Raw genomic sequence first — 23862 nt, forward strand, 5'->3', positions numbered from 1 at the left:
CGCTCACCCCAGTTTGTGGCGCGTGGCATACACGTACAGCTCCAGTCGATTACCAACGCCGAGCTTGTGATAGATCGAACTGAGGTGGTTGCGCAAAGTGTGTTCGGCTATGAAGGCGCGCCGCGCCAAGTCCTTGTTCAGCGCGCCATTGCCATCGACGACCATGCCGACGATCTTGCGCTCCTTGGCTGTCAGGCTGGCGATGCGCACGTCTTCGGGATTGCTAGGCGGCGGCGCCTTGGGTGCCAGCAACTCGCCGAGCAGGGAGCCGAGCAGGGTCTGCTCGAGCCACAGTTCGCCCAGGTGCACCTTGCGGATCACATGCAGCAGCAGCTCGGCCGGTGCTTCCTTGCCCAGTGCGCCGCGCGCACCGGCACGCACGGCCTTGCCCAGCAATTCCTGGCTGCGCGTGCCGCTCAGCACCAGCGCGCGCGTGCCGCCACCGGCCAGTAGCTGAGGCAAAATATCGGTGGAGCACGAGCCGCCAAGATCCAGATCGAGCACGATGACATGCGGCTGCTGCGAGACAGCCATCGCCAGCGCCGTCTCGGCATCGCTCGCCGAGCCCACCAGCGACATTTCCGGCGTGCCTTCGATCAGCTTTTCCAATCCCCACAACATGGTCTTGTGGTCGTCGACCAGCATCACGCGGATCTTCTGCCCTGCGTACGCGTGCACGCTCGCTGCCGGCATCACAGGGGAATCTCAATCTGCAGCGAGGTGCCGCCATCGCCGGGGCGCTTGACCAGCAGGCGCCCGCCCAACGCCGTCGTGCGCGTGGCGATCGACGATGGCGTGAAAGCCTGGGCCGGTATGCCATCGCCCTCGTTTTCAATCAGGATCTGCAGCCAGCCATTGCTGCAATCGACGTCGATCGTGCCATGCCGCGCGCGCGTATGCTTGCGGATATTGCTGATGCCTTCGCTGACGATCTGGAATACTTCGGCCGCCAGGCGGTCGCTCACTTCGATTGCGGGCGAGACGCGCAGGGTGATATCGATGTCATAAAACTGACGTACCTGTTCCGCCTGGCGCCGCAAGGCCAGGAGCAATTCGGGTTCCTTGCGCGACTGCCCGCTATTGAGATTCTTGACGAAGTGGCGCATGTCGCCCACCACTTCGGTGGCCATCGCAAGCAGCTTGTCGAGGTCGTCGATGAGGGGATTGTCGGGCGCGGCCGCCTGGCGCACGGCACTGATGCCGTGGCGCAAGCCGATATAGGGTTGCAAGGTACTGTCATGCAAGTCGCAGGCGATTTTCTGCCTTTCGCGCTGCCCCGCTTCCGATGCCAGCCGATCCAGCAATTCGATGTTTTCCATCATGGGAAACACTTGCGCCACGATATGCTTGAGAAAAAGCGCATCGGCCTTGCTGAAAGCATGCCGCGCCGACATCAGGTACACGCGTCCATGCCCCTTGCGTAAGCGCAAGGGGGAGCTGACGAAGGCGCGCGCTTCGAGCAGCTCGACCAGGCGCTCGCCTGCATCGCCGCCGAAACGCCGCCACTTGCTGCAACCGCGTCCCAGCACGCGCGTGCCCCCCATCCACAGCCACCACTTCAGGCGCGGGCGCACGTGCAGTACGCTGTGCTCCGGGGTGAAGGCCAGCAGGGCCGGCATGGCGCTCGCACACAGGAGCACAGGTTCGATAGAGGTACCCGCATTGGCCGCCGTCGCCGTGCGCAGCAGCCATTTTTCGGAGTCGGCATCCTGCAGCACCAGGATGCAGCTGCTGGCGCGAAAGAAGACGCGGGTTTTTTCCAGGACGGACGAGAGCGAATGGTTGATGCCGAACCGGGGATTCGACAGGCGGCTGACGTCGCGCAACAGGGCCAGGCGGCGTTTCTGCTGCAGGCCCATGCCGCCCCAGTAGGCAATCAGGTGGCCAAGCGCTAGCAGGAAGCTGGTACACCACAGCAAATGCCAGCGCTGCTCGGGCGTTTCCGCCAGCAGAGCCACCAGCATCAGGGCGGTGGCCGACATCAGGGTTACGCGAGAGCCTTCGCGAAAGCCGAATTGAAACGAGGCGGCCAGGATGGCGAAAAAGAACAGCAGGAACACATAGCCATTGCTGCTGCCGCTGTAGTAGACGATAAGGCCAAACCAGCACACGTCATACCAGTAGATGGCCTTGCCCGGCATGCTGGACAGGCGAATGTGCATCAGGGCAAATAGTGCCGCGCTGTGTAGCGCATACGCGCCACACACCACCGTGGCCAGTTCGCTCAGATGCACATTGCCACCCGGATTGACAGCGCGGATGAGGACGGCAAACACGGCCAGCAAGACACGGATGCCGCACACCATGGCGGCATCGGCGGTATCGCTCGTCAACTGCACGCTGAATGCGTTTTCGTCCTTCACCGCACCTCCGCACCAAGGGATTTCATCAAGGCAGGGCAAAGCGTTACACTTGCCACTGTGCGCAAATATGCAAAATTGCTTTCTTTGCAATCCACGAGTGTACGCAGGGAACTAGTGTTTGTCTACCGGAAAATTGGCACTCCTTTATCCAGGTAAAAAATAGCACTCCATCTTGAAGATGTCTGTGGATAACTTTGTGGACAAAGCAAAATTAACTTTCATAAAAATGTGGACAGAAAATTTTGATCGCCGTCAAGAGCGGCACGAAAGAAAAATTAATCTTTTAAAATCAATGACTTAAAAATTGATGCCCGGGAGGCTAGAAATCCGTGGGGTATTTCCGCCGCTGTGCATAACTGAACCATTTGTAATTTTTTTATATAGCAATCCGCGCCATTTTGAGGCGCCCCATCGGGAAAAACGGGGGGCGGCATGCGGCAAAGTTGACAATTGCCGGGCAAGCCTCCGTTTTACCTGCCGGGCGGCGAAACATTGTTCAATTATCATGCAGTGCAACATGCACTTCACGTGAAACTTGAACATCGACGCTAAGTATCGGTTAACAAATTACTTTTCAATTTTATCCACAGAATCTGTTGATAACTTTGTGGACAATGAAGGAATAAGGCAGGCAAATGAAAGAATAACCTTATCAATAGCAACAAAGTCTGCCGAACAAGGTAATTTTTATTTCTTAATAATCAAGCACTTGCAGAGCATCCCCGGGCATGGCTTTTCGACTGCCTCTTATTTCCGCAGCAAAAAAAATTGTGCATAAGTCGGTATTTCTTGCTAGGGCGCAGCAAAGAAAAAGGCAGGCTTTCGCTGGAAAGCCTGCCTTTCTGCCCCAGCACCAGGGGAAGCGGGGGCTTACTGGCCGCTGCGCATGGCGCGGCTCATGCTGTGCACGGCTTCCACCATGGCTTCCACCGATTCCGGCGGCGTGAACTGGGAAATACCATGGCCCAGGTTGAACACGTGGCCCGTGCCGGCCGACGGCGCGCCAAAGGCGTTGAGCACTTTGGCCACTTCGGCGCGGATCTGTTCCGGGCTGGCGAACAGGATGGCCGGGTCGAGATTGCCCTGCAAGCCCACCTTATGGCCCACCAGCTGGCGCGCGCGCGTCAGGTTGACGGTCCAGTCCAGGCCCACGGCATCGGCGCCGATGTCGGCGATCTGTTCGATCCACTGGCCGCCGCCCTTGGTAAACACGATGGCGGGAATCTTGACGCCATCCTTGTCGCGTTTCAGCTGCGCCACCACTTGTTGCATGTAGGCCAACGAGAATTCCTGGTAGGCGCCATCGGCCAGCGCACCGCCCCAGGAATCGAAAATCATCACGGCTTGCGCGCCGGCATCGATTTGCGCATTCAGGTACTGCGCCACGGAAGTGGCGTTGATGGCCAGGATGTGGTGCATCAGGTCCGGGCGGTTGTACAGCATCTTCTTGATGGTATGGAACTCTTTCGAGCCGCCACCTTCCACCATGTAGCACGCCAGGGTCCATGGGCTGCCGGAAAAACCGATCAGCGGCACGCGCCCATTGAGTTCCGTGCGGATTTGCGTGACGGCCTTGAAGACGTAGTCGAGCGACTCCAGGTCGGGCACTTGCAATGCCTTTACGTCCTGTTCCGTGCGCAGCGGACGCTCGAACTTCGGACCTTCGCCATCGGCGAAATACAGGCCCAGGCCCATGGCGTCAGGCACCGTCAGGATGTCCGAAAACAGGATGGCCGCGTCGAGCGGGAAGCGCTCCAGGGGCTGCAAGGTTACTTCCGTGGCGTAATCGGGATTCTTTGCCAGGCCCAGGAAAGAGCCGGCCCGCTCGCGCGTGGCGCGGTATTCGGGCAAATAGCGGCCCGCCTGGCGCATCAGCCAGACAGGGGTGTGCTCGGTCGGCTGGCGCAGCAGGGCGCGCAGGAAAGTATCATTCTGGAGCGGAGCAAATTGTGGCATGGCAGGCAATCGAGCTTGGAGAAGCGGTATTATCGCATCCAATCGCCGCCATTTCATTGATTCAGGTGCCGCTTTGCAGCATTTGCCACGCACAGCGATGACTTTCGTTGTGCCAGCCCTTCCATTATGATGATGCACGCTGCCGCGCGCCCTGACCCTGCCTGGCGGCCCTTGATCCCCTCACTATACGGAGCCCGCATGACCTCGACCGCATCCAGCACCCCTTATGGCATCTGGCCATCGCCGATCAGCGCGGCCATCGTCGCCGCCGGCGCCTCGCCGCTGACGCAGCTGGCCCTGGGCGGGGCGGATGGCGCCGACGTGTTCTGGCTGGCCGGGCGCGCCAGCGAGGCGGGCCGCAACACCCTGCTGTGCCAGCGCGGCGCGCGAGTCGATGAATTGACGCCGGCACCGTTCAATGTGCGCACCCGCGTGCATGAATACGGCGGCGGCGCGTATGCCGTCGCCGGCGATAGCGTGTATTTTTCGCATTTCGCCGACAACTGCCTGTACCGCGTGAACGGCGACGCCGCGCCCGAAGCGTTCACCACGGGCGGCAACACGCGCCATGCGGACTTCGTCGTCGATGCGGCCCGTGCCCGCCTGATCGCCGTGCGCGAGCAGCATCCGGACGCAGGCCATGCGCAGCCGGAAAACAGCCTGGCCGCGGTCGGCTTCGACGGACGCGAAACGGTGCTGGCGCACGGCCACGATTTCTATGCGGCGCCGCGTTTGTCGCCGGACGGCAGCCAACTGGCGTGGCTCAGCTGGGATCACCCGCGACTGCCGTGGCAAGGCACGGAACTGTGGCTGGCCGATGTGCATGCGGATGGCAGCCTGGGCTCGCCACGCCTGATCGCCGGTGGCGCGCGCGAGTCGATCTGCCAGCCGGAATGGTCGCCCGGCGGCTTGCTGCACTTCGTTTCCGACAGCAGCGGCTGGTGGAATCTGTACCGCCTGCACGGCGCCGACATCGAGGCGCTGTGCCCGATGGAAGCGGAATTTGCCACGCCGCACTGGACCTTCGGCGGCAGCATGTACGGTTTTCTGTCCGACGACGAGATCGTCTGCACGTATATCCAGGCCGGCATCAGCTACCTGGCGCAACTGAACGTGGCAGCGGCCAAGCTGGAACCGATACCGCATCCGTACCAGGAAATCCGCGAACTGCGCGTGGGACCCGGCTTCGTCGCGCTCCTGGGCGGCAGCCCCACCATCGCGCTGGAACTGGCGCGCATCGATTTGGCTAACCATGAGCTGGAAGTGCTGGCGCAGTCGATCACGGCACTGCCCGCGCTCGACTACCTGTCCGTGCCGCGCAGCTTGAGCTTTCCTAGCAGCAATGGCCGCACGGCGTACGCCTTCTTTTATCCGCCCACGAATGGCGACGTGCAGGCGCCCGCAGGAACGTTGCCACCCGTCATCGTCATCAGCCATGGCGGCCCCACCAGCATGGCCAGCAATACCTTGAAACTGGCGACGCAGTACTGGACCAGCCGCGGCATCGGCGTGCTCGACGTCAACTATGGCGGCAGCAGCGGCTTCGGCCGTGAATACCGCGACGCGCTGCGCGGGCAATGGGGCATCGTCGACGTGGAAGACTGCATCGCCGGCGCCCGTTACCTGGCGACCAACGGCCTGGCCGACCCGGAACGCCTGATCATCCGCGGCGGCAGCGCCGGCGGCCTGACGACCCTGTGCGCCCTGACCTTCCACGACGTCTTCAAGGCGGGCGCCAGTTACTATGGCGTGTCCGACCTGAAGGGCCTGGACAACGATTCGCACAAGTTCGAATCGCGCTACACGGATTACCTGATCGCTTCGCAGCCGCAAGCCGAGGCGCTGTACCGCGAGCGCTCGCCCATCCACCACACGGATAAATTGTCGCGCCCGATGATCTTCTTCCAGGGCCTGGACGACAAGGTGGTGCCGCCACAGCAGTCGCAGCTGATGGTTGACGCCCTGCAGGCGCGCGGCGTGCCCGTCGCGTATGTGCCGCTCGAAGGCGAGGGACACGGCTTTCGCAAGGCGGAAAACATCGTGCGCACCCTGGACGCGGAACTGTATTTCTACCAGCGCGTGTTCGGCCTGCCCGTGGCGGCTGGCGAGCCGCCCGTGCATATCGCCAATTTACCCGCATGAGCGAACAGAATGATGACCAGCATCTGCTGGACGAGTTCGCCGGCCTGGAGCAGCACGAACAGATGATCCTGGCCTTGCTGGCCATCGTGGGCGAACCGGTGGGCAAGCATGCCGTGTATGAACACTTGCAGCGCGCCAATGTCGTCGAGCCGGACGGCACGCCGTTTTCCCTGCTGGTGGTGACGAACATGTTGCAGCGGCTGACGCGTCTGGCGCTGGCCAGCGAAGTCGTGGGGCGCGGCTTTGCCTGCGAAGCCAGGCTGCGCTGGCCCGCCATGCGCGCCGCCATCGAGCACCTGGCGTTCCGCGACCTGTGCCAGGCCATCGAGCTGATCAACCCCGTGCGCCGCAACTGGGATGGCTATGTGGAATTGCGCAGCTACCGGCAAGGCGTGGCGCGCCTGCGCATCGCCCTGCTGCGCAATGACGAAGTGCGCCACGTGGCCGCCATCCTGGCCGCCTGCATGGCGTGCTATGAAGCGCAGCAGCTGCATCCGCTGATCGAGATTTTCGGGCGGCCGTTCGAGCCGGAAATGTTGTCTTTCGTCATGCCGCAACTGCAGGATGACATCCTCGCCGTGCTGCTGGGCAACGCCCCGCGCGAGCCGGCCACGGCGCACGCCATCCGTAGCTACGCGCGCGCCCACCACGCGCGCCAGGCGGCGGCCGGCGACCATATCGGCGCCGCCCTGCCGCTGGCCCTGGCCGAAGACGCCCTGCTGTGCGGCGAACTCGACGCGGCCGCCCGCTACCTGGCGGGCCAGCAGGGGCCGCAGGCGCTGTTTGTCGACAGCAGCATCGCCCTATTGCGCGGCGAACACGCGCACGCCGTGGCGGGCTTCGAAACGGCCCTGAAAGGGCTGCGCAAGGAAGCGGGCAAACGCAAGCTGTGCTTTACGGGCATCGGCGGCCACCTGTACGTGCTGGCCCTGCTGCGTGGCAACGACGCCAAGCTGCTGAAAAGCGCGGAAACCTACCTCGATATCGCGCTGCACGCGCAGCCCAACCACGACAGCATCGTCTACCAGCAACTGAACACCTTGCGCCTGGTGCGCGCCGGCGTGCAACTGGCGGAAAGCATCCCCACGCGCAGCTGGGAAACAGGTCTGCAGGCGCAGCTGTTCCAGGCCTTGCTGTACTACTGGCTGGCACTACCGCAATTGAGCGAACGCAAAGATCAGCTACGATCACTGGTGCAGCAAGCCGACGCGGCCGGCTACGACTTGATCGCGGCGCAGGCGGCCGGCTTGCTGGGCTTGATGGGCGAGCCGCAGCAGGAGCGCTATGCGACGGCCAAGCGGGCACAACACGGCTTGACGGACATGGCGCCGTGGTTCGAGCGCCAGGAAGCGTGGCAGCGCCAGTTGAGCGCCCTGATCAACCTGCAGCAGAACGCGCCCGCCGAAGCGCTGGGCGGCGTCTCGCGCCTGGTGTGGCTGGTGGCGTTCGACCCGCGTTTCGGCCTGACGGCCGTGGAAGTGCGCGAGCAGAAACGCGACGCGCGGGGCGGCTGGAGCAAGGGCCGCGCCATGGGCTTGAAACGCCTGGCCGAAGAGGCGGGCGACATCGATTTCCTCACGCCGCAAGACGCCCGCGCGGCCGGCAGCATCGCACCGTTCAAACAGTATTATTCGTCGGCACCGCGCTATGAAATCGAGCTGGACAAGGCCGCCGTCCTGCTGGTGGGCCACCCGCTCGTCTTCTGGCTAGACCATCCCGAGACGCGCGTGGAACTGATCGCCGGCGCGCCCGAACTCCTCATCAAGTCGCACGAGGGGCAGCTGTGGCTGGGCATGCAACCCCCATTACCCGACAACGGCAGCAATGTGGTGGTGCAGCGCGAGACGCCGACGCGGCTGCGCGTGGTGCACATCCTCGACGAGCACCGGCGCATCGGCGCCATCGTGGGCCTGGGCCTGTCCGTGCCCCTGCATGCGGAAAAACAGGTGATGCAGGCGATTGGCGCCATCTCGTCCATGGTCACCGTGCAGTCCGATATCGGCGGCGGCGCCGGCGACGCGGAAGTCATCACGGCCGACCACCGCCTGCACGTACACCTGCTGCCCTACCAGCAGGGCCTCAAAATGCAGATTTTAGTACGCCCCCTGCTCGACAACGGCGCCTATTACGCGCCCGGCAGCGGCGCCGAAAGCGTGTTTGCCGATGTGGCCGGCCGTGCCGTGCAGGCGCGGCGCGACTTGAATGCGGAGCGCGAAGCGCAGCGCCAGCTCATCGGTCGCTGCCTGGTGCTGGAAGAGGCGGAAGAAGAGCATGGCGAATGGCTGCTGGGCCAGCCAGCCCTGGGTCTGCAATTGCTGGTGGAATTGCAGGCGCTGGAGCCAAACGGCATCGTGCTGGCCTGGCCCGAAGGCGAAACCATGCGCGTGTCGAAACGCATCGACAGCGGCCAGATGCGATTGAACATCAAGAGCGAAAAAGACTGGTTTGCCGCCAGCGGCGAAGTGCAGATCGACGAAGACAAGGTGATGGATTTGCGCGCCCTGCTCGACTTGATGCAGAACAATAAAAGCCGCTTCGTGGCCATGGGCGACAACCAGTTCCTGGCCCTCAGCGATGAATTGCACCGCCGCCTGTCTGAACTGGCAGCGTATGGCGAAGCGCATGCCGACGGCGTGCACATCCACCCGCTGGCCGCCTTCGCGCTGGAAGAGCTGGCCAACGATGCAGGCGGCGTGAAAGCCGACAAATTGTGGCGCGAACACTTGCTGCGCCTGCGCGCCCTCGACGATTATCAACCGCAGCTGCCCAGCACCTTGCAGGCGGACTTGCGCGACTACCAGCTGGCCGGTTTCGAATGGCTGGCGCGCTTGGCGCACTGGGGCGTGGGCGCCTGCCTGGCCGACGACATGGGACTCGGCAAGACTTTACAGGCGCTGGCCCTGATCCTGGCGCGCGCGCCCAACGGCCCCACTCTGGTGGTCGCGCCCACGTCCGTGTGCATGAACTGGATCAGCGAAGCGCAGCGCTTTGCGCCCACCTTGAACATCAAACTGTTCGGCAGCGGCGACCGCGCCGACATGCTGGGCACCTTGCAGTCATTCGACGTGGTGGTGGCCAGCTACGGCTTGCTGCAGCAGGAAGCGGCGATGTTTGCCGGCGTGCGCTGGCAGACGATCGTGCTGGACGAAGCGCAAGCGATCAAGAATGGCGCCACCAAGCGCTCGCAAGCCGTGATGGCCCTGCAAGGGGATTTCCGCATGGTGGCCAGCGGCACGCCGCTGGAAAATCATCTGGGTGAATTGTGGAACCTGTTCCGCTTCATCAACCCCGGTTTGCTGGGTACCCTCGACCAGTTTAATTTGCGCTTCGCCGGGCCGATTGAGAAAGATCAAGACAAGCGGGCGGCGGCCGGCGCGCGCTTGCGCTTGCGCCGCCTGATCGCGCCATTCATCTTGCGCCGCACCAAGACGCAAGTGCTGTCGGAATTGCCATCGCGCACGGAAATCGTGCTGGAAGTGGAATTGTCGCCGCAGGAAACGGCGCTGTACGAATCCTTGCGCCGCGAAGCGCTGGAAAAGCTGGCCATGGTGGAAGGGCCGGCATCGAAAAAGGCCATCCAGATCCTGGCCGAGATCATGAAACTGCGCCGCGCCTGCTGCAATCCGCAACTGGTGGCGCCCGAACTGGGCCTGGCCAGCAGCAAGCTGGCGGCCTTCGCGCAATTGCTGTCGGGCTTGCTGGAAAATCGCCACAAGGTACTCGTCTTCAGCCAGTTCGTCGACCATTTGACCCTCATCCGCCAGCACCTGGAACAGCATGGCGTAAGCTATCAGTATCTCGACGGCAGCACGCCCATGCAGGAGCGCAAGCGTCGCGTGGATGCCTTCCAGGCGGGCGAAGGCGATGTCTTCCTGATCAGCCTGAAGGCGGGCGGCATGGGCATCAATTTGACGGCGGCCGATTACGTGATCCACATGGACCCGTGGTGGAACCCTGCCGTGGAAGACCAAGCCTCCGACCGCGCCCACCGCATGGGGCAATTGCGCCCTGTCACCATCTACCGCCTGGTGGCGAAGCACACGATCGAGGAAGGCATCGTCGAATTGCACCAGCACAAGCGCGACCTGGCCGACAGTTTATTGGAAGGCAGCGACGCGGCCGCGCGCATGTCGGCCAATGACATGCTGGGCATGCTGCAGGAGGGCTTGAAAAAGTAAACGGGGAAGCCGCGTTCCATGCGATGATCGTTTTTCCCTGTTTTTATGCCACGCCATGACCGACTTTATCGCCACCACCGCCGGCCAGCGCGCCACCTTTTTGTGCGGCAAATCCTGGACCGCCTACGTCAGCACCTTCCTCATTGCCGTGCTGCTATTTTTTGCCGCCCTGCCGCTGGCCTTCAAGTACAACGCGCGCGCCGCCTTCGTGGTGCTGATCGGCTCGGCCCTGATCGTCGGCTACCGGCTGCTGACGATACGCAGCTATCAGCTGTACTACGACGAGGCGGGCGTGTGGCTGGCGTCCGGCATCTTGCCGTGGAAAAAGAAACTCACGGGCGTCAAATGGCGCGACATGGATGAAGCCGTCTATGAAACCAACTTTTGGAGCTGGCTGTTCCAGTCCTACACGGTGCGTGTCAGCCAGCGTTACACGCAAGACATCGAAATCCACGCCACCGGCATGGCCTGCGGCAAGGATGCCGTGGCGGCCATCAATGCGCGCCATCAGGAACTGCTGCACGGCAACGCCATCGTCGTCTAGCGCCGTGCTTCCGCCGCAAAAAACTGCGCAGCGGCGGCAATTAATGCTAATCTTTGGGCCGCCCAGGCAAGCAAGGCCAACCTTTCAATAGTTGTTTGTTATTCATATTATCAGTTTATTATTTTCTGATTGAAACAAACGGCAAAATATTCAAGAGATAAACTATGCTGACAAGAAATAAAATTGCGCTCGCCGCATTGATGATGGCCTTTACCCTGACACCGGCCAGCGCCGCCAAGAAGCCGCAGAAGCAAGGCAAGGCAACGAGCAGCAGCAGCAAGAAAAAAACCGTCGCCAAGAAGGCTGCCGTCGTCACGGCTGCCACGGCAGCCACGGTAGCGGCCGTCGCCAGCGAGAACAGCAGCGACCGTTCCATGAATAACCTGAGTGGCCAGTTCCTCACGGCCCTGTGGCGCCTGGATCCGGAAAGTGCGATTTCGGTCGGCAAGTACGATGGCGCCGCCAACCTGAGCATTCCCGACGCGGCCAGCCGCCAGAAGCAACTGGCCTTCATCGAAGAATGGCTGGGCAAGTTCGGCAAGCTGAATGCCGGAAAAATGTCGGACAAGCAACGTACCGACCTGGCCTTGCTGACGAATAAACTGCAATCGGACCGCTGGTATCTGACCACCTTCCGCGAATTCGAATGGAATCCCGCCCAGTACAACGTGGCCGGCTCCATCGACTTCATCCTGAATACGGAATATGCCTCGCAGCCGCAGCGCCTGCGCACCTTGCTCAAGCGCATCGCCAGCGTGCCGCAATACTATGCGGCCGCGCGCGCCAGCATCGTCAACCCCACGCGCGAACACACGCAGCTGGCCATCGCCCAGAGCGCCGGCGTGCTCAGCGTGCTTGACGACCTGAACAAGACGGCACAGGGCTCCATCCTGACGCCGGCGGAAAAACAGCTGTACAACGCACGCATCGCCGCCGCCCGCACGGCCGTGCAAGGCTACGCGGCCTGGCTGACGGAACAGGATGCCGCGCTGGCGCAGAACGGCAACGCGCGCTCCTTCCGCATCGGCAAGGACTTGTACGAACAGAAATTTGCCTACGATATCCAGGCCAGCGTCAGCGCCGAGCAGATGTACCAGAAAGCCCTGGCCGCGCGCGAAAAGCTGCTCGAGCACATGGATAGCCTGTCCGACGAGCTGTGGCTGAAAACCATGGGCGCCACGGCCAAGCCGGCGGACCGCACGGCGAAGATCGGCATGGTGATCGACAAGCTGTCCAGCAAGCATGTGGCCGCTGCCGACTTCGTGCCAGAAATCCGCCGCCAGATCCCGGAATTGCAGGAATGGGTGACCAGCCACAACCTGCTGACGATGGATCCGAAAAAGCCCCTGGTCGTGCGTGAAACGCCGGCCTACCAGCGCGGTGTGGCCGGCGCCAGCATCGAGGCGCCGGGCCCGTATCGCCCGCAGGACCGCACCTATTACAACGTGACGCCGCTCGATGGCGAAACGCCGGAGCAGGCGGAAAGCAGCTTGCGTGAATACAACCACTGGATCTTGCAGATCCTGAATATCCACGAAGCCATCCCCGGCCACTACACGCAGCTCGTGTACGCCAACAAGTCGCCCTCGCTGGTCAAGTCCATCTTCGGCAATGGCGCCATGATCGAAGGCTGGGCCGTGTACGGCGAGCGCATGATGCTCGAATCGGGCTATGGCAATAACGCGCCGGAAATGTGGCTGATGTATTCGAAGTGGAACTTGCGCAGCGTCACCAACACCATCCTCGACTACAGCGTACACGTGCTGGGCATGACGCAAGAACAGGCGCTCGACCTGCTGACGCGCCAGGCCTTCCAGACCAAGCGTGAAGCAACGGAAAAATGGCGCCGCGTACAGCTGAGCTCGGTGCAACTGACCAGCTATTTCAGCGGCTACAGCGAGATCATGGACTTGCGCGAACAGCGCAAGCAAGCGCTGGGCAGCAAATTCGTGCTGAAAGATTTCCACGAGCAATTCCTCAGCTATGGCAGCGCGCCCGTGAAAGTCATCAAGGAACTGATGAATTAACTCTTACGCATTGCATCATGCAAAGGGCGCTGCGGCGCCCTTTTTGCTTGGGTTTGCGCTGCCGCAAACCACCGGCGGCCCTGTCGATTAAGCTGATGGGAAGGCAGGCGCCACCGCACTCCTCACTGGCAATTGCCGATTTTCCTGCTAGGCTGGATATCAGGAGCGTCCATGCATATGCCCATCCAGTTCGACACCCTCGATTACGCCAGACGCCTCGCCTTGGCCGGCGTGCCCACACAGCAAGCGGAAGCCCATGCGGCGGCCCTGGGCGATGTGCTGGGTTCGGCCGTGGTCGTGCACAGTGAGTTGGCGGCGCTGGAGCACAATCTGCTGGGAGAAATCAAGCTGGTGGCGCAAAAAATCGCGATCAGGGTGGGGGCCCTTGATGTGAAAATAGATGCGCTGGAACACAAATTCGATACCAAGTTAGAGGCATTGGAACAAAAATTCGATAGCAGAATAGATGCACTGGAACAAAAGTTCGATAGCCGAATAGATGCACTGGAGCAGAAGTTCGATGCCAGATTCGATAACTCCGAGCAAAAATTCGACGCGCGCCTGGAACGCATGGACTTGCGCCATGGCGCGGACATGAAACACGTCTACTGGATGATGAGTACGCTGATCCTGCTCAATCTGGGCATCCTCAGCAAACTGATGCTGCAGTAAGCGCACACTAACTTTCCCAGCAATGAAAAAGCCGCTGCGCCCAGAGGGAGATCAGCGGCTTTTGCTTGCTATCTTGCTTGCGTCTAGGAAGCTTCTTCCGGCGCCTGCGTGGCCTTGACAAAGATGGGCGCCACCAGCAGGCCCAGCTCGAACAGCAGGCACATCGGGATAGCCAGGGCAAACTGGCTGACGATGTCGGGTGGCGTGACGATGGCGGCAATCACGAAGGCACCAACGATCATGTAAGGACGTATTTCCTTGAGTTTGCTAATGCTGACCAGCCCCATGCGCACCAGGATCACCACCACCACGGGTACCTCGAAGGTGGCGCCAAAGGCCAGGCACATCGACATGACGAAATCGAGGTAGTTTTCGATATCGGGCGTGACGGCGATCGACGATGGCGAAAAGTCGCTGATGAAGTGGAAGACGCGGCCAAACACAAAGAAATAGCAGAAGGCCACGCCAGCGATGAACAGCAGGGAAGACGAGATGACCAGCGGCGCGATCAGGCGCTTTTCATGCGTGTACAGGCCGGGGGCGATGAAGGCCCACATCTGGTACAGCACCCAGGGCAAGGCGACAATGAAGGCGATTACCAGCGTCACTTTCATCGGCACCAGGAACGGCGAGATGACGCCGGTGGCGATCATTTTCGAGCCGGCCGGCAGCGAGGCGATCATCGGCTCCGCAATAAAATCGTAGATTTGCGAGGGGCCGGGCCAGTAGAACAGCACGGCACAGACAACGGCGATGCCGATCGAGGCCTTGACCAGGCGGTTGCGCAGCTCGACCAGATGCGAGATAAAAGTTTCTTCCACCGGGGATTTGCTACTCATGAGTAAAAGGAAGAGGAACTGGCGCGCGGACGGAAGCGCGCCACGCGGGCGGCGGCCGACTGCACGTGCAGCTTGCCGCCATGGCGTTGCTTGTACCAGCCAGGGATGGCGGAATTGCGCACCAGCTTCTTGCGGCGGAATTCGCGCGCCTTGCGGGCCAGGTCATCGTTGGTGGCGCGCAGCATGGCTTCATGGGCATCGTACTGCCCCTCATGCGAGCTTGCATCGCCGCGCCAGGCGTTTTCCACCTCGGCCAGGTTGCCGGAGATCGAGTTTTCCACGCTGTGCATGGATTTCTCCACGCTCTGCTGGACGGAATGGGCCGCATCCTGCACTTCCTTCTGCAGGTTTTTCAGCTCTTCCATTTCAATTTCGCGCGAGACCTCGGATTTCACCTGGTTCAGGTAGCGTTGCGCGCGGCCATACAGGGTACCGGCCATGCGCGCCACTTTCGGCAACTTTTCAGGGCCGATGACTATCAACGCAACCACGCCGATGATGGCGATTTTAGAGAGACCGAGATCGATCATATGCGGACAAGGGCTGTTACCGGACGAGGCAAGCGCCCCGCCACGCTATCAGAACTTGCTTTTCTCTTTCGTCTCGACGTCGATGGTGCTTTTGTCGGCCACTTGCGATGGCGCAGCAGGAGGGGTATTGGCTGCCGGGGCGTCATCGTCGCCCTTGACACCATCCTTGAAGCCTTTGACGGCCTTGCCGATATCACCGCCGATATTGCCCAGTTTCTTGGTGCCGAAGACCAGCATCACGATAACCAGAACGATCACCCAGTGCCAAATACTCAATGAACCCATCACATTCTCCTTGCGGGACGGTGCCCGAATAGCGTCAACCAATGCCGGTAGTATACACGTGAACCCGGCGCGTAGCGAAATCAGTGTTGGCCGCGCCAGGGACGGGGACCGCCGTACACGTGCATGTGCAGGTGATACACCTCTTGCCCACCGTTCGGGCCGCTGTTGATCATGGTCTTGAAGCCGCCGGCGGGCGCGCCATCGGCATCATAGCTGACGGCGCAGCCAAACTCGGCAGCGAGCTTCGGCGCCAGGCGCAACAGCTTGCCCAGCATGTCCGTATGGCTGTCGTCGCAATCGGACAGACTGGCCACGTGGCGCTTCGGGATCAACAGCAGATGCACGGGGGCGGCCGGGTTGATGTCCTTGAAGGCCAGCAAGTCCTCGTCTTCATACACGATGCTCGAAGGAATTTGTTTTGCCGCAATCTTGCAAAAAATACAGTTATCCACGCACGCTCCAATCAGGTCAGTGTTTGTCTGTTTCGCCGGCGTCGCGCAGTTCGTCCTTGCGCGCCGCCTTTTCTTCCAGGCCGGACAAGCCTTCGCGGCGCGCCAGCTCGTCGAGCACCTGCTGCGGCGTCAGGTCGAACTGCGCCAGCATCACCAAACTGTGAAACCACAGGTCGGCGCATTCGTACAGGACCTTCGAGGGGTCGTTGTCGCGCCGCGCATCCTTGGCGGCCATCACCGTTTCCGTGGCTTCCTCGCCGATTTTTTTCAAAATCGCATCGTCGCCCTTGGCAAACAGGCGCGCGACATACGACGTGGCGGGGTCGCCGCCGTTGGCCAGCTTGCGCGATTCGATCACGGCGGCCAGGCGCTTCAAGGTTTCACTCATTTGCTCTTGCTTTCCGCATAAATTGTCTCAGGGTCTTTCAGGACGGGGTCGGTGACTTGCCATTCGCCCGTTTTTTCGTCGCCTTCGAATTTCTGGAAGAAGCAAGAATGGCGGCCCGTATGGCAGGCGATGCCGCCAGCTTGCTCGATTTTCAGCAAGACCACGTCTTCGTCGCAATCGAGACGGATTTCCAGCACCTTTTGCGTATGGCCGGACTCTTCGCCCTTGTGCCACAGTTTCTTGCGTGAACGGCTCCAGTACACGGCTTCGCCCAGCTCCACCGTGCGCGCCAGCGCGTCGCGGTTCATCCAGGCGAACATCAGCACGTCATTGCTGCCCGCTTCCTGCGCGATCACGGGCACCAGGCCGTGCTCGTCCCATTTGACCTTTTTCAGCCACTTGGCATTGCTTGCTACGATGCTTCCGTTTTGCATGTTCTGTATCCTGCTTAATTTACTGCTTGTCGTTACGCCAGGCGCATGGGAATGCCCTGCTGCGCCATGAAACGCTTGGCTTCCTGCACCGTGTGCTGGCCATAGTGAAAGATGCTGGCGGCCAGCACGGCGTCCGCGCGGCCCACCTTGATGCCGTCGACCAGATCCTGCAAGCCGCCCACGCCGCCCGAGGCGATCACGGGGATGCTGACGGCGTCGGACACGCCGCGCGTCAGGCCCAGGTCGAAGCCCACCTTGGTGCCGTCGCGGTCCATGCTGGTGAGCAAGATTTCTCCGGCGCCCAGGCTTTCCATCTTTTTGGCCCACGCGAACGCGTCCAGGCCCGTGGCAGTGCGCCCGCCATGGGTAAACACTTCCCACTTGCCGGGCGACACCTGCTTGGCGTCGATGGCGACGACGATGCATTGCGAGCCGTGCTTTTGCGATGCCTCAAACACCAGTTGCGGATTCGTCACGGCCGAGGTGTTGATGCTGACCTTGTCGGCGCCCGCGTTAAGCAGCCGGCGCACGTCTTCCACCACGCGCACGCCGCCGCCCACGGTCAGCGGAATGAACACTTGCGACGCCACCGCTTCGATGATGTCGAAAATCAGGCCGCGATTGTCGCTGGACGCGGTAATGTCGAGGAAAGTGATTTCGTCGGCGCCCTGCTCGTCATAACGGCGGGCAATTTCCACCGGGTCGCCGGCGTCGCGCAATTCCGTGAAGTTGACGCCTTTGACAACGCGGCCATTGGTCACGTCGAGGCAGGGGATGATACGTTTTGCAAGCATGATGGTATCCAGATTGTCGCCAGGCCGGGCGTGCGCAAGCACGCTCCGGCCGGGCAGGCTTAAACGGCGGCGTCGGTCAGTTCGTCGGCGCGCTCTTGCGCCTGCGCCAGGTCGATCGTGCCTTCATAGATGGAACGGCCGCAGATCACGCCTTCGATGCCTTCGGCCTGAACCGCGCACAGCGCTTCCACGTCGCCAATATTGTGCAGGCCGCCCGAGGCGATGACGGGGATCTTGACGGCTTGTGCCAGCTTGACGGTGGCTTCGATGTTGATGCCGCCCATCATGCCGTCGCGGCCGATGTCCGTGTAGATAATCGACTCAACGCCGTAGGCTTCGAATTTTTTCGCCAGGTCGATCACTTCGTGGCCCGACATCTTGCTCCAGCCATCCGTTGCCACCTTGCCATCCTTGGCATCGAGGCCGACGATGATGTGGCCCGGGAAGGCGCCGCAGGCGTCGTGCAGGAAGCCGGGGCTTTTCACGGCCGCCGTGCCGATGATGATGTAGGTGATGCCGGCGTCGAGGTAGCGCTCGATGGTGTCGAGGTCACGGATGCCGCCGCCCAGCTGCACGGGGATTTCCTCGATGTCGTTTTCCACGGCGAAATCCTGTACCGCCTTCAGGATGGCTTTCACGGCGCCTTCGTTCTTCGGCTTGCCGGCAAAAGCGCCGTTCAGGTCGACCAGATGCAGCCGGCGCGCGCCTTGCATCAGCCAATGGCGGGCCATCTCGGCCGGGTCTTCGGAAAATACGGTGGCAAGTTCCATATCGCCTTGTTTCAGGCGTACGCAGTGACCGTCTTTCAGGTCGATGGCGGGAATAAGCAGCATGGTCAGTGTGGTCTAGAGTGAGTGAGAGGCGGAAGCCGGAGAGCTAACGTTAAGGTTGCCAGTGAACGAAGTTCTTGTACAACTGCAAGCCAGCGGCAGCACTTTTTTCAGGGTGAAACTGTGTCGCGAAAATATTATCACGGGCGACGGCGCAAGCGAACGGCGCGCCATAGATAGTCTCGCCCACCGTGTGCGCCGCCTCTTGAGGTTGAGCAAAATAGCTGTGCACAAAGTAAAAATATGCGTTGTCGTCTATGCCATCCCACATCGCATGGGAAGCCGTTTGGCGTACCTGGTTCCAGCCCATTTGCGGCACCTTGAAGCGCGAGCCGTCTTCCTGCACCTGGCCGTCGAGCTGGAAGCGCACGACTTTGCCTGGCAGCAAGCCCAGACCGGCCGCGTCGCCCTCTTCGCTACCGTCAAACAGCATTTGCTCGCCGATGCACACGCCCAGCACGGGCTTGCTGTCGGCGGCGCGCAGCAGCGCTTCGAGCACGCCCGATTCGCGCAGGCTGCGCATGCAGTCAGGCATGGCGCCCTGGCCCGGCAAGACGATGCGGTCGGCGCTGTCGATGTCTTCCACCGCGCCGGAAATGCGCACGTCGGCTTCCGGCGCCACGGCACGCAGCGCCTGCGCCACCGAGCGCAAATTGCCCATGCCGTAATCCACCACCACAATTTTATTCATGTTTGATCTCGGAATCTAGAGTGGTTCGCGGGCGCTTACAGGCTGCCCTTGGTCGATGGAATGATGCCGGCTGCGCGCTCGTCGAGCTCGGCAGCCATGCGCAGCGCGCGGCCAAAAGCCTTGAACACGGTTTCGCATTGATGGTGGGCATTCGTGCCGCGCAAGTTGTCGATATGCAATGTCACGCCCGCATGGTTGACGAAGCCGCGGAAAAATTCCAGGGTCAGATCGACGTCAAAGCCGGCGATCATGGCGCGCGTAAACGGGATGTGGTATTCGATGCCCGGGCGGCCCGAGAAATCGAGTACCACGCGCGACAGCGCCTCGTCCAGCGGCACATACGCATGGCCGTAGCGGCGGATGCCCTTCTTGTCGCCGATGGCCTTGGCCACCGCCATGCCCAGCGTGATGCCCACGTCTTCCACCGTATGGTGGTTGTCGATATGCACGTCGCCCGTCGCTTCGATATCCAGGTCGATCAAGCCGTGACGGGCGATCTGGTCCAGCATATGGTCGAGGAAGGGCACGCCGGTATTGAGCTTTTGCTGGCCCGTGCCGTCCAGGTTGAGGGCGACGCGAACTTGCGTCTCATTGGTGTTGCGCGTGATTTCTGCGGTGCGGTTCATGGGGGGCTCTGGCGATAGGCTAAACGAGGGATGCCTTGAAGGCATCGTAAAAAAGGGAATTTTCTTCCGGGGTGCTGACGCTGATGCGCAGGCAATTGGCCAGCGCAGCATGCATTTTACTCATATTTTTAATTAAAACCTTGCGGGCAAGCAGTTTTGCGCAAACATCGTCGGAATCAGCCACACGAATCAGAAGAAAATTTGCCTTCGAGGGAAATACCGTCACGCCCGGCAACTCCGCCAGGCGCAGCGCCAGGTCGTCGCGCGCGCTGTTGAGCAGGTCCGCCTGGGCATTCAACACGTCGAGGTGCTCGAGCGCGAATTCGGCCGCCGCCTGCGTCAGCACGTTCACGTTATACGGCGGGCGCACTTTTTCAAATTGCGCCAGCAGGGCCGGCGCGGCCGACATATAGCCGAGGCGGATACCGGCCAGGCCCAGTTTCGACACGGTGCGCATCACCACCAGGTTCTCGAACTCGGGCAGGCGGCCCATGAAGCTGCGCTGCGCGAATGGCTCGTACGCTTCGTCGACGACGGCGATGCCCATGTCGCCGAGGGCGGCGAGGATGCGTTCGATATCGGCGCTGGCAAACAAGTTGCCCGTCGGGTTGTTCGGATAGGCGAGGAACACCAGCGCCGGGCGGTGCTGTTCAATCGCCGCCAGCATGGCGTCCATATCCAGACTGAAGTCCGCCTGCAGGGGCACGCCGACGAAATCCATGCCGGCAAACTGCGCCGAACGGGCATACATGACGAAGGCGGGCACGGGCGCCAGCAGCACGGCGCGCTTGCCCGGCTCCTGGTGGGCGCAAGCCATGGCCAGGATGGAAATGAGTTCATCGGAGCCGTTGCCCAGCATGACGCCGTAACCGGCGGGCACGCCCAGCTTGGCGCAGATGGCCGCCTGCAGGCTGGCGTACGACGGCGGATAGCGGTTCAGCGCCACGCCGGCCAGGCGCGCGCCCAGTTCCTCGCGCAGATGCGGCGGTAGCGGATACGGGTTTTCCATCGCATCGAGTTTGATGTAACCGCTGGCATCGGCTACCTGGTAGCTGTTGACGGCCCGCACATCGGAGCGCACGGTGTTGCTGATTAGCTGATCGAGGAAAGACATGCTGCAAACACTCCTGATGAAATTAAATGGAGACTAAATGACGACGTCTTCCGGCACGGCGGCGCTGCGCGCCTTGCGGGCCGGTGCTTTTTTCACGGCGGGCGGCTTTTTCACGGCAGCCGGTTTTTTGGCCGCCGCCGGCTTCTTCGCTGCCGCCTTGGCGGGCTTGGGCGCGGCCAATGTGGCCGGTTCGGCCAGCTCCTGCGTCAATGCCGCCAATCGCTGTTCGATGATGGCGCAATAATCGGGGTTCAGTTCAAAGCCGACAAAATCGCGCCCGCAGCGCTTCGCCGCCAGGGCCGTGGTGCCGCTGCCCATGAACAGGTCGAGCACCACGCCACCGGGCGGGCACGAGGCCTTGAGCATGCGCTCGATGATTTCGAGCGGCTTTTGCGTCGGGTGGTCGGCCCGTTCCGGGTGTTCCTTGTGCAGGCGCGAGACGCTCCACAAGTCTTTCGGGTTGTAGCCCACTTCCAGCCATTTGGCGCCGATGAAGATCGAGCGCGAACGGGCTTTCTTGGTGGCCGCGTCGTAGGCGATGCGCACCGCGTCAAGGTCGAAGTAGTAATCCTTGCGCTTGACGAAGAAGCCGATGGTGTCGTGCACCGATGAAAAGCTGCGCACGCTGCCGCCCATGGACGGCACGCGGCGGTCCCAGATGATTTCATTCATCATCGCCATGCGCTGCTTCAGCATGACGAAGATCTCCGGCGAATAACGCCAGGTCAGAAAGATATACAGGCTGCCGTTGGCTTTCAGCTTGGGCAGCGCCGCATCGATCCACTGCTCCGTCCAGCGCAGGTAGTCGGCCACCGACTGCTGGTCCGAGGCATTGCCGTAATCCTTGCCCAGGTTGTACGGCGGATCCGTCAGGATCAGGTCCACCGAGCCATCGGGAATGCGCGCCAGCCCCGCCAGCGCGTCTTCGCAATAGACCCGGTTGACCCAGTCCGGCTGCTCCGCCAACTTCGTCATGGCTGCGGCTTCAGACGCAGTTCGGCGCTGCGCGCGTGCGCCTGCAAGCCTTCGCCATACGCCAGGGTGGCGGCGACACGGCCCAGGGTTTGCGCGCCCGCTTCGCTGACATGGATGATGGACGAGCGCTTCTGGAAGTCGTACACGCCCAGCGGCGACGAAAAGCGCGCCGTGCGCGACGTTGGCAGCACATGATTGGGACCGCAGCAATAGTCGCCCAGCGATTCGGACGAAAAGCGGCCCAGGAACATGGCGCCTGCGTGGCGGATCTGCTCGGCCCACTGCTGCGGGTTTTCCGCCGAGATCTCCAGGTGTTCCGCGGCGATGCTGTTGGCGATCTCGCATGCTTCTTGCATGCTGCGCACCTTGATCAGCGCGCCCCTGTCCTGCAGCGAGGTACTGATGGTGGCCTGGCGCGGCATCGTCGGCAGCAGCCTGGCGATGCTCTCTTCCACTTGCGCGATGTAGGCGGCGTCGGGGCACAGCAGAATCGCCTGCGCCAGCTCGTCGTGCTCGGCCTGCGAAAACAGGTCCATCGCGACCCAGTCCGGGTCCGTCGTGCCATCGCACAGCACGAGGATTTCCGATGGCCCCGCGATCATGTCGATGCCGACGATGCCGAACACGCGGCGCTTGGCGGCGGCCACATAGGCGTTGCCGGGGCCGACGATTTTATCCACGGCGGCAATCGTCTGCGTGCCGTAAGCCAGCGCGCCGACGGCTTGCGCGCCGCCGATGGTGATCACGCGCGTCACCCCGGCGATTGCGGCGGCGGCCAGCACCATCTGGTTTTTCACGCCGTCCGGCGTCGGCACCACCATGATGATTTCGCCCACGCCCGCCACGTGCGCGGGAATGGCGTTCATCAGCACGGACGACGGATAGGCTGCCTTGCCGCCCGGGACGTAGATGCCGACCCGGTCCAGCGGCGTGATCTTTTGCCCCAGCACCGTGCCATCGGGCTCGGTGTAAGTAAAACCGCGCAATTCCTCGCGCTGGCGTTCGTGGAAGGCGCGGATGCGCTGGGCGGCGATCTGCAGCGCTTCGCGCTGCGCCGACGGCAAGCCGTTCAGGGCCGCCTGCAATTCGGCTTGCGAAATATCGAAGGCCGCCATTTCCGCCGCGCCGCCATGCGGGATGCGGTCGAAACGGTTGGTGTATTCCAGTACGGCGGCGTCGCCGCGCGTTTTCACGTCGGCCAGGATTTTCGCGACCGACGTTTCAATCGCCGCATCGGTGCCCGCCTCGAACGCCAGCAAGGTGTCGAGCGATTGTTGGAAACCATCCTGGCTTGAATCGAGCTTGCGTATCTGTATCGGCATAATCGGCTTTCTGCTACTGAGTGTCTAGACTTGCGAAGCGCGTTCAAACGCCTCGATGATCGGCTGCAAGCGCTCGCGCTTGAGCTTGAGCGCAGCCTGGTTGACCACCAGGCGCGACGAAATTTCCATGATGTGCTCGACCTCGACGAGGTTGTTCGCACGCAAGGTGCTGCCCGTACTGACCAGATCGACGATGGCGTCGGACAGGCCCACCAAAGGCGCCAGCTCCATCGAGCCATACAGCTTGATCAGGTCGACGTGCACGCCCTTGGCGGCGAAATGCTCGCGCGCCGTGTGCACGAACTTGGTGGCCACGCGCAAGCGCGCGCCCTGCTGCACGGCCTTTTCGTAATCAAAACCAGCCTGCACCGCCACCGACATGCGGCAGGCGGCGATATTCAGGTCGATCGGCTGGTACAGGCCTTCGCCGCCGTGTTCGAGCAAGACATCCTTGCCCGCCACGCCGAAATCGGCCGCGCCGTACTGCACGTAGGTCGGCACGTCGCTGGCGCGCACGATGATGACGCGCACGTTCGGATCGTTGGTGGCCAAAATCAGCTTGCGCGAGGTCTCCGGGTTTTCCAGCACCCGGATGCCGGCCGCTTCCAGCAGCGGCATGGTGTCCTCAAAAATGCGGCCTTTCGAGAGTGCCAGTATCAGCTGCGCATTGTCGCCCGTGTTCGATCCGTTCATGCTCATT

Annotated in this window: 22 protein-coding genes; 5 read left to right on the plus strand and 17 right to left on the minus strand. The window is 61.8% G+C overall.

Annotated elements, in window-relative coordinates; all coding sequences use genetic code 11:
• Positions 1-3: 3 nt before the first annotated feature.
• The 3 genes from ACQ4WS_RS10325 to hemE all read right to left on the minus strand — a co-directional run bounded on the left by ACQ4WS_RS10325 (position 4) and on the right by hemE (position 4319).
• Positions 4-693, minus strand: a complete 690-nt coding sequence (locus ACQ4WS_RS10325; RefSeq protein WP_436475929.1) for a response regulator — start codon at positions 691-693, stop codon at positions 4-6.
• The gene (locus tag ACQ4WS_RS10330) at positions 693-2363 is read right to left on the minus strand and encodes a sensor histidine kinase (protein WP_436475930.1); all 1671 of its coding nucleotides are present in this window, start codon (positions 2361-2363) and stop codon (positions 693-695) included. The genes ACQ4WS_RS10325 and ACQ4WS_RS10330 overlap by 1 nt, the downstream gene beginning before the upstream one ends.
• 870 nt (positions 2364-3233) lie before the next feature.
• Positions 3234-4319, minus strand: a complete 1086-nt coding sequence (hemE, locus tag ACQ4WS_RS10335) for a uroporphyrinogen decarboxylase (protein ID WP_072457493.1) — start codon at positions 4317-4319, stop codon at positions 3234-3236.
• Between the two features lie 198 nt (positions 4320-4517).
• Between hemE and ACQ4WS_RS10340 the strand changes: the two genes are divergently transcribed.
• The 5 genes from ACQ4WS_RS10340 (at position 4518) to ACQ4WS_RS10360 (ending at position 13882) form a co-directional block, all read left to right on the plus strand.
• Positions 4518-6461, plus strand: coding sequence for a dipeptidyl-peptidase 5 (locus ACQ4WS_RS10340; protein WP_436475932.1), 1944 nt, complete (start codon positions 4518-4520; stop codon positions 6459-6461).
• The gene (locus tag ACQ4WS_RS10345; RefSeq protein WP_436475934.1) at positions 6458-10639 is read left to right on the plus strand and encodes a DEAD/DEAH box helicase; all 4182 of its coding nucleotides are present in this window, start codon (positions 6458-6460) and stop codon (positions 10637-10639) included. The genes ACQ4WS_RS10340 and ACQ4WS_RS10345 overlap by 4 nt, the downstream gene beginning before the upstream one ends.
• A gap of 55 nt (positions 10640-10694) precedes the next feature.
• Positions 10695-11183 carry a hypothetical protein gene (locus tag ACQ4WS_RS10350; protein ID WP_436475935.1) on the plus strand — a complete coding sequence of 163 codons (489 nt, stop codon included), beginning with the start codon at positions 10695-10697 and terminating at the stop codon, positions 11181-11183.
• Between the two features lie 167 nt (positions 11184-11350).
• The gene (locus tag ACQ4WS_RS10355; protein WP_436476030.1) at positions 11351-13210 is read left to right on the plus strand and encodes a DUF885 domain-containing protein; all 1860 of its coding nucleotides are present in this window, start codon (positions 11351-11353) and stop codon (positions 13208-13210) included.
• A 171-nt stretch (positions 13211-13381) separates the two neighbouring features.
• Positions 13382-13882 (plus strand): hypothetical protein, encoded by a 501-nt coding sequence (locus tag ACQ4WS_RS10360; protein WP_436475937.1) that lies wholly within the window; start codon positions 13382-13384, stop codon positions 13880-13882.
• Positions 13883-13965: 83 nt separating this feature from the next.
• On the opposite strand, the gene tatC is transcribed toward ACQ4WS_RS10360, so the two are convergent.
• The 14 genes from tatC to hisG all read right to left on the minus strand — a co-directional run bounded on the left by tatC (position 13966) and on the right by hisG (position 23861).
• Complete coding sequence (tatC, locus tag ACQ4WS_RS10365; RefSeq protein ID WP_436475939.1) at positions 13966-14721, minus strand: twin-arginine translocase subunit TatC; 756 nt, start codon at positions 14719-14721, stop codon at positions 13966-13968.
• On the minus strand, positions 14718-15251 hold the full coding sequence (gene tatB / locus ACQ4WS_RS10370) for a Sec-independent protein translocase protein TatB (RefSeq protein WP_436475941.1): 534 nt from the start codon (positions 15249-15251) through the stop codon (positions 14718-14720). The genes tatC and tatB overlap by 4 nt, the downstream gene beginning before the upstream one ends.
• Before the next feature lie 48 nt (positions 15252-15299).
• Entirely contained in the window at positions 15300-15536 is a 237-nt protein-coding gene (gene tatA / locus ACQ4WS_RS10375) for a Sec-independent protein translocase subunit TatA (protein ID WP_071075001.1), read from the minus strand.
• An 80-nt stretch (positions 15537-15616) separates the two neighbouring features.
• Positions 15617-15988, minus strand: a complete 372-nt coding sequence (locus ACQ4WS_RS10380; protein ID WP_436475944.1) for a histidine triad nucleotide-binding protein — start codon at positions 15986-15988, stop codon at positions 15617-15619.
• Between the two features lie 16 nt (positions 15989-16004).
• Positions 16005-16376, minus strand: coding sequence for a phosphoribosyl-ATP diphosphatase (locus ACQ4WS_RS10385; RefSeq protein WP_034753849.1), 372 nt, complete (start codon positions 16374-16376; stop codon positions 16005-16007).
• Entirely contained in the window at positions 16373-16810 is a 438-nt protein-coding gene (hisI, locus tag ACQ4WS_RS10390; RefSeq protein WP_436475945.1) for a phosphoribosyl-AMP cyclohydrolase, read from the minus strand. Before hisI ends, ACQ4WS_RS10385 begins: the two co-directional genes overlap by 4 nt.
• Positions 16811-16842: 32 nt before the next feature.
• Positions 16843-17604: an imidazole glycerol phosphate synthase subunit HisF gene (gene hisF, locus ACQ4WS_RS10395; RefSeq protein ID WP_436475946.1), complete on the minus strand. Its 762-nt coding sequence runs from the start codon at positions 17602-17604 to the stop codon at positions 16843-16845.
• A 59-nt stretch (positions 17605-17663) separates the two neighbouring features.
• Entirely contained in the window at positions 17664-18437 is a 774-nt protein-coding gene (gene hisA / locus ACQ4WS_RS10400) for a 1-(5-phosphoribosyl)-5-[(5-phosphoribosylamino)methylideneamino]imidazole-4-carboxamide isomerase (protein ID WP_070219639.1), read from the minus strand.
• 49 nt (positions 18438-18486) lie between these two features.
• Positions 18487-19125 carry an imidazole glycerol phosphate synthase subunit HisH gene (gene hisH / locus ACQ4WS_RS10405; RefSeq protein WP_436475948.1) on the minus strand — a complete coding sequence of 213 codons (639 nt, stop codon included), beginning with the start codon at positions 19123-19125 and terminating at the stop codon, positions 18487-18489.
• Between the two features lie 35 nt (positions 19126-19160).
• Complete coding sequence (gene hisB / locus ACQ4WS_RS10410) at positions 19161-19751, minus strand: imidazoleglycerol-phosphate dehydratase HisB (RefSeq protein ID WP_010402123.1); 591 nt, start codon at positions 19749-19751, stop codon at positions 19161-19163.
• A gap of 19 nt (positions 19752-19770) precedes the next feature.
• Positions 19771-20865, minus strand: coding sequence for a histidinol-phosphate transaminase (gene hisC / locus ACQ4WS_RS10415; protein ID WP_436475951.1), 1095 nt, complete (start codon positions 20863-20865; stop codon positions 19771-19773).
• A gap of 33 nt (positions 20866-20898) precedes the next feature.
• On the minus strand, positions 20899-21840 hold the full coding sequence (locus ACQ4WS_RS10420; protein ID WP_436475952.1) for a DNA-methyltransferase: 942 nt from the start codon (positions 21838-21840) through the stop codon (positions 20899-20901).
• Positions 21837-23162 carry a histidinol dehydrogenase gene (gene hisD, locus ACQ4WS_RS10425; RefSeq protein ID WP_436475954.1) on the minus strand — a complete coding sequence of 442 codons (1326 nt, stop codon included), beginning with the start codon at positions 23160-23162 and terminating at the stop codon, positions 21837-21839. Before hisD ends, ACQ4WS_RS10420 begins: the two co-directional genes overlap by 4 nt.
• A gap of 24 nt (positions 23163-23186) precedes the next feature.
• Complete coding sequence (gene hisG, locus ACQ4WS_RS10430; RefSeq protein ID WP_436475956.1) at positions 23187-23861, minus strand: ATP phosphoribosyltransferase; 675 nt, start codon at positions 23859-23861, stop codon at positions 23187-23189.
• Between the last annotated feature and the right edge of the window lies 1 nt (position 23862).

This window comes from Janthinobacterium leeuwenhoeki, from assembly GCF_051380795.1.
GTDB lineage: Bacteria > Pseudomonadota > Gammaproteobacteria > Burkholderiales > Burkholderiaceae_D > Janthinobacterium.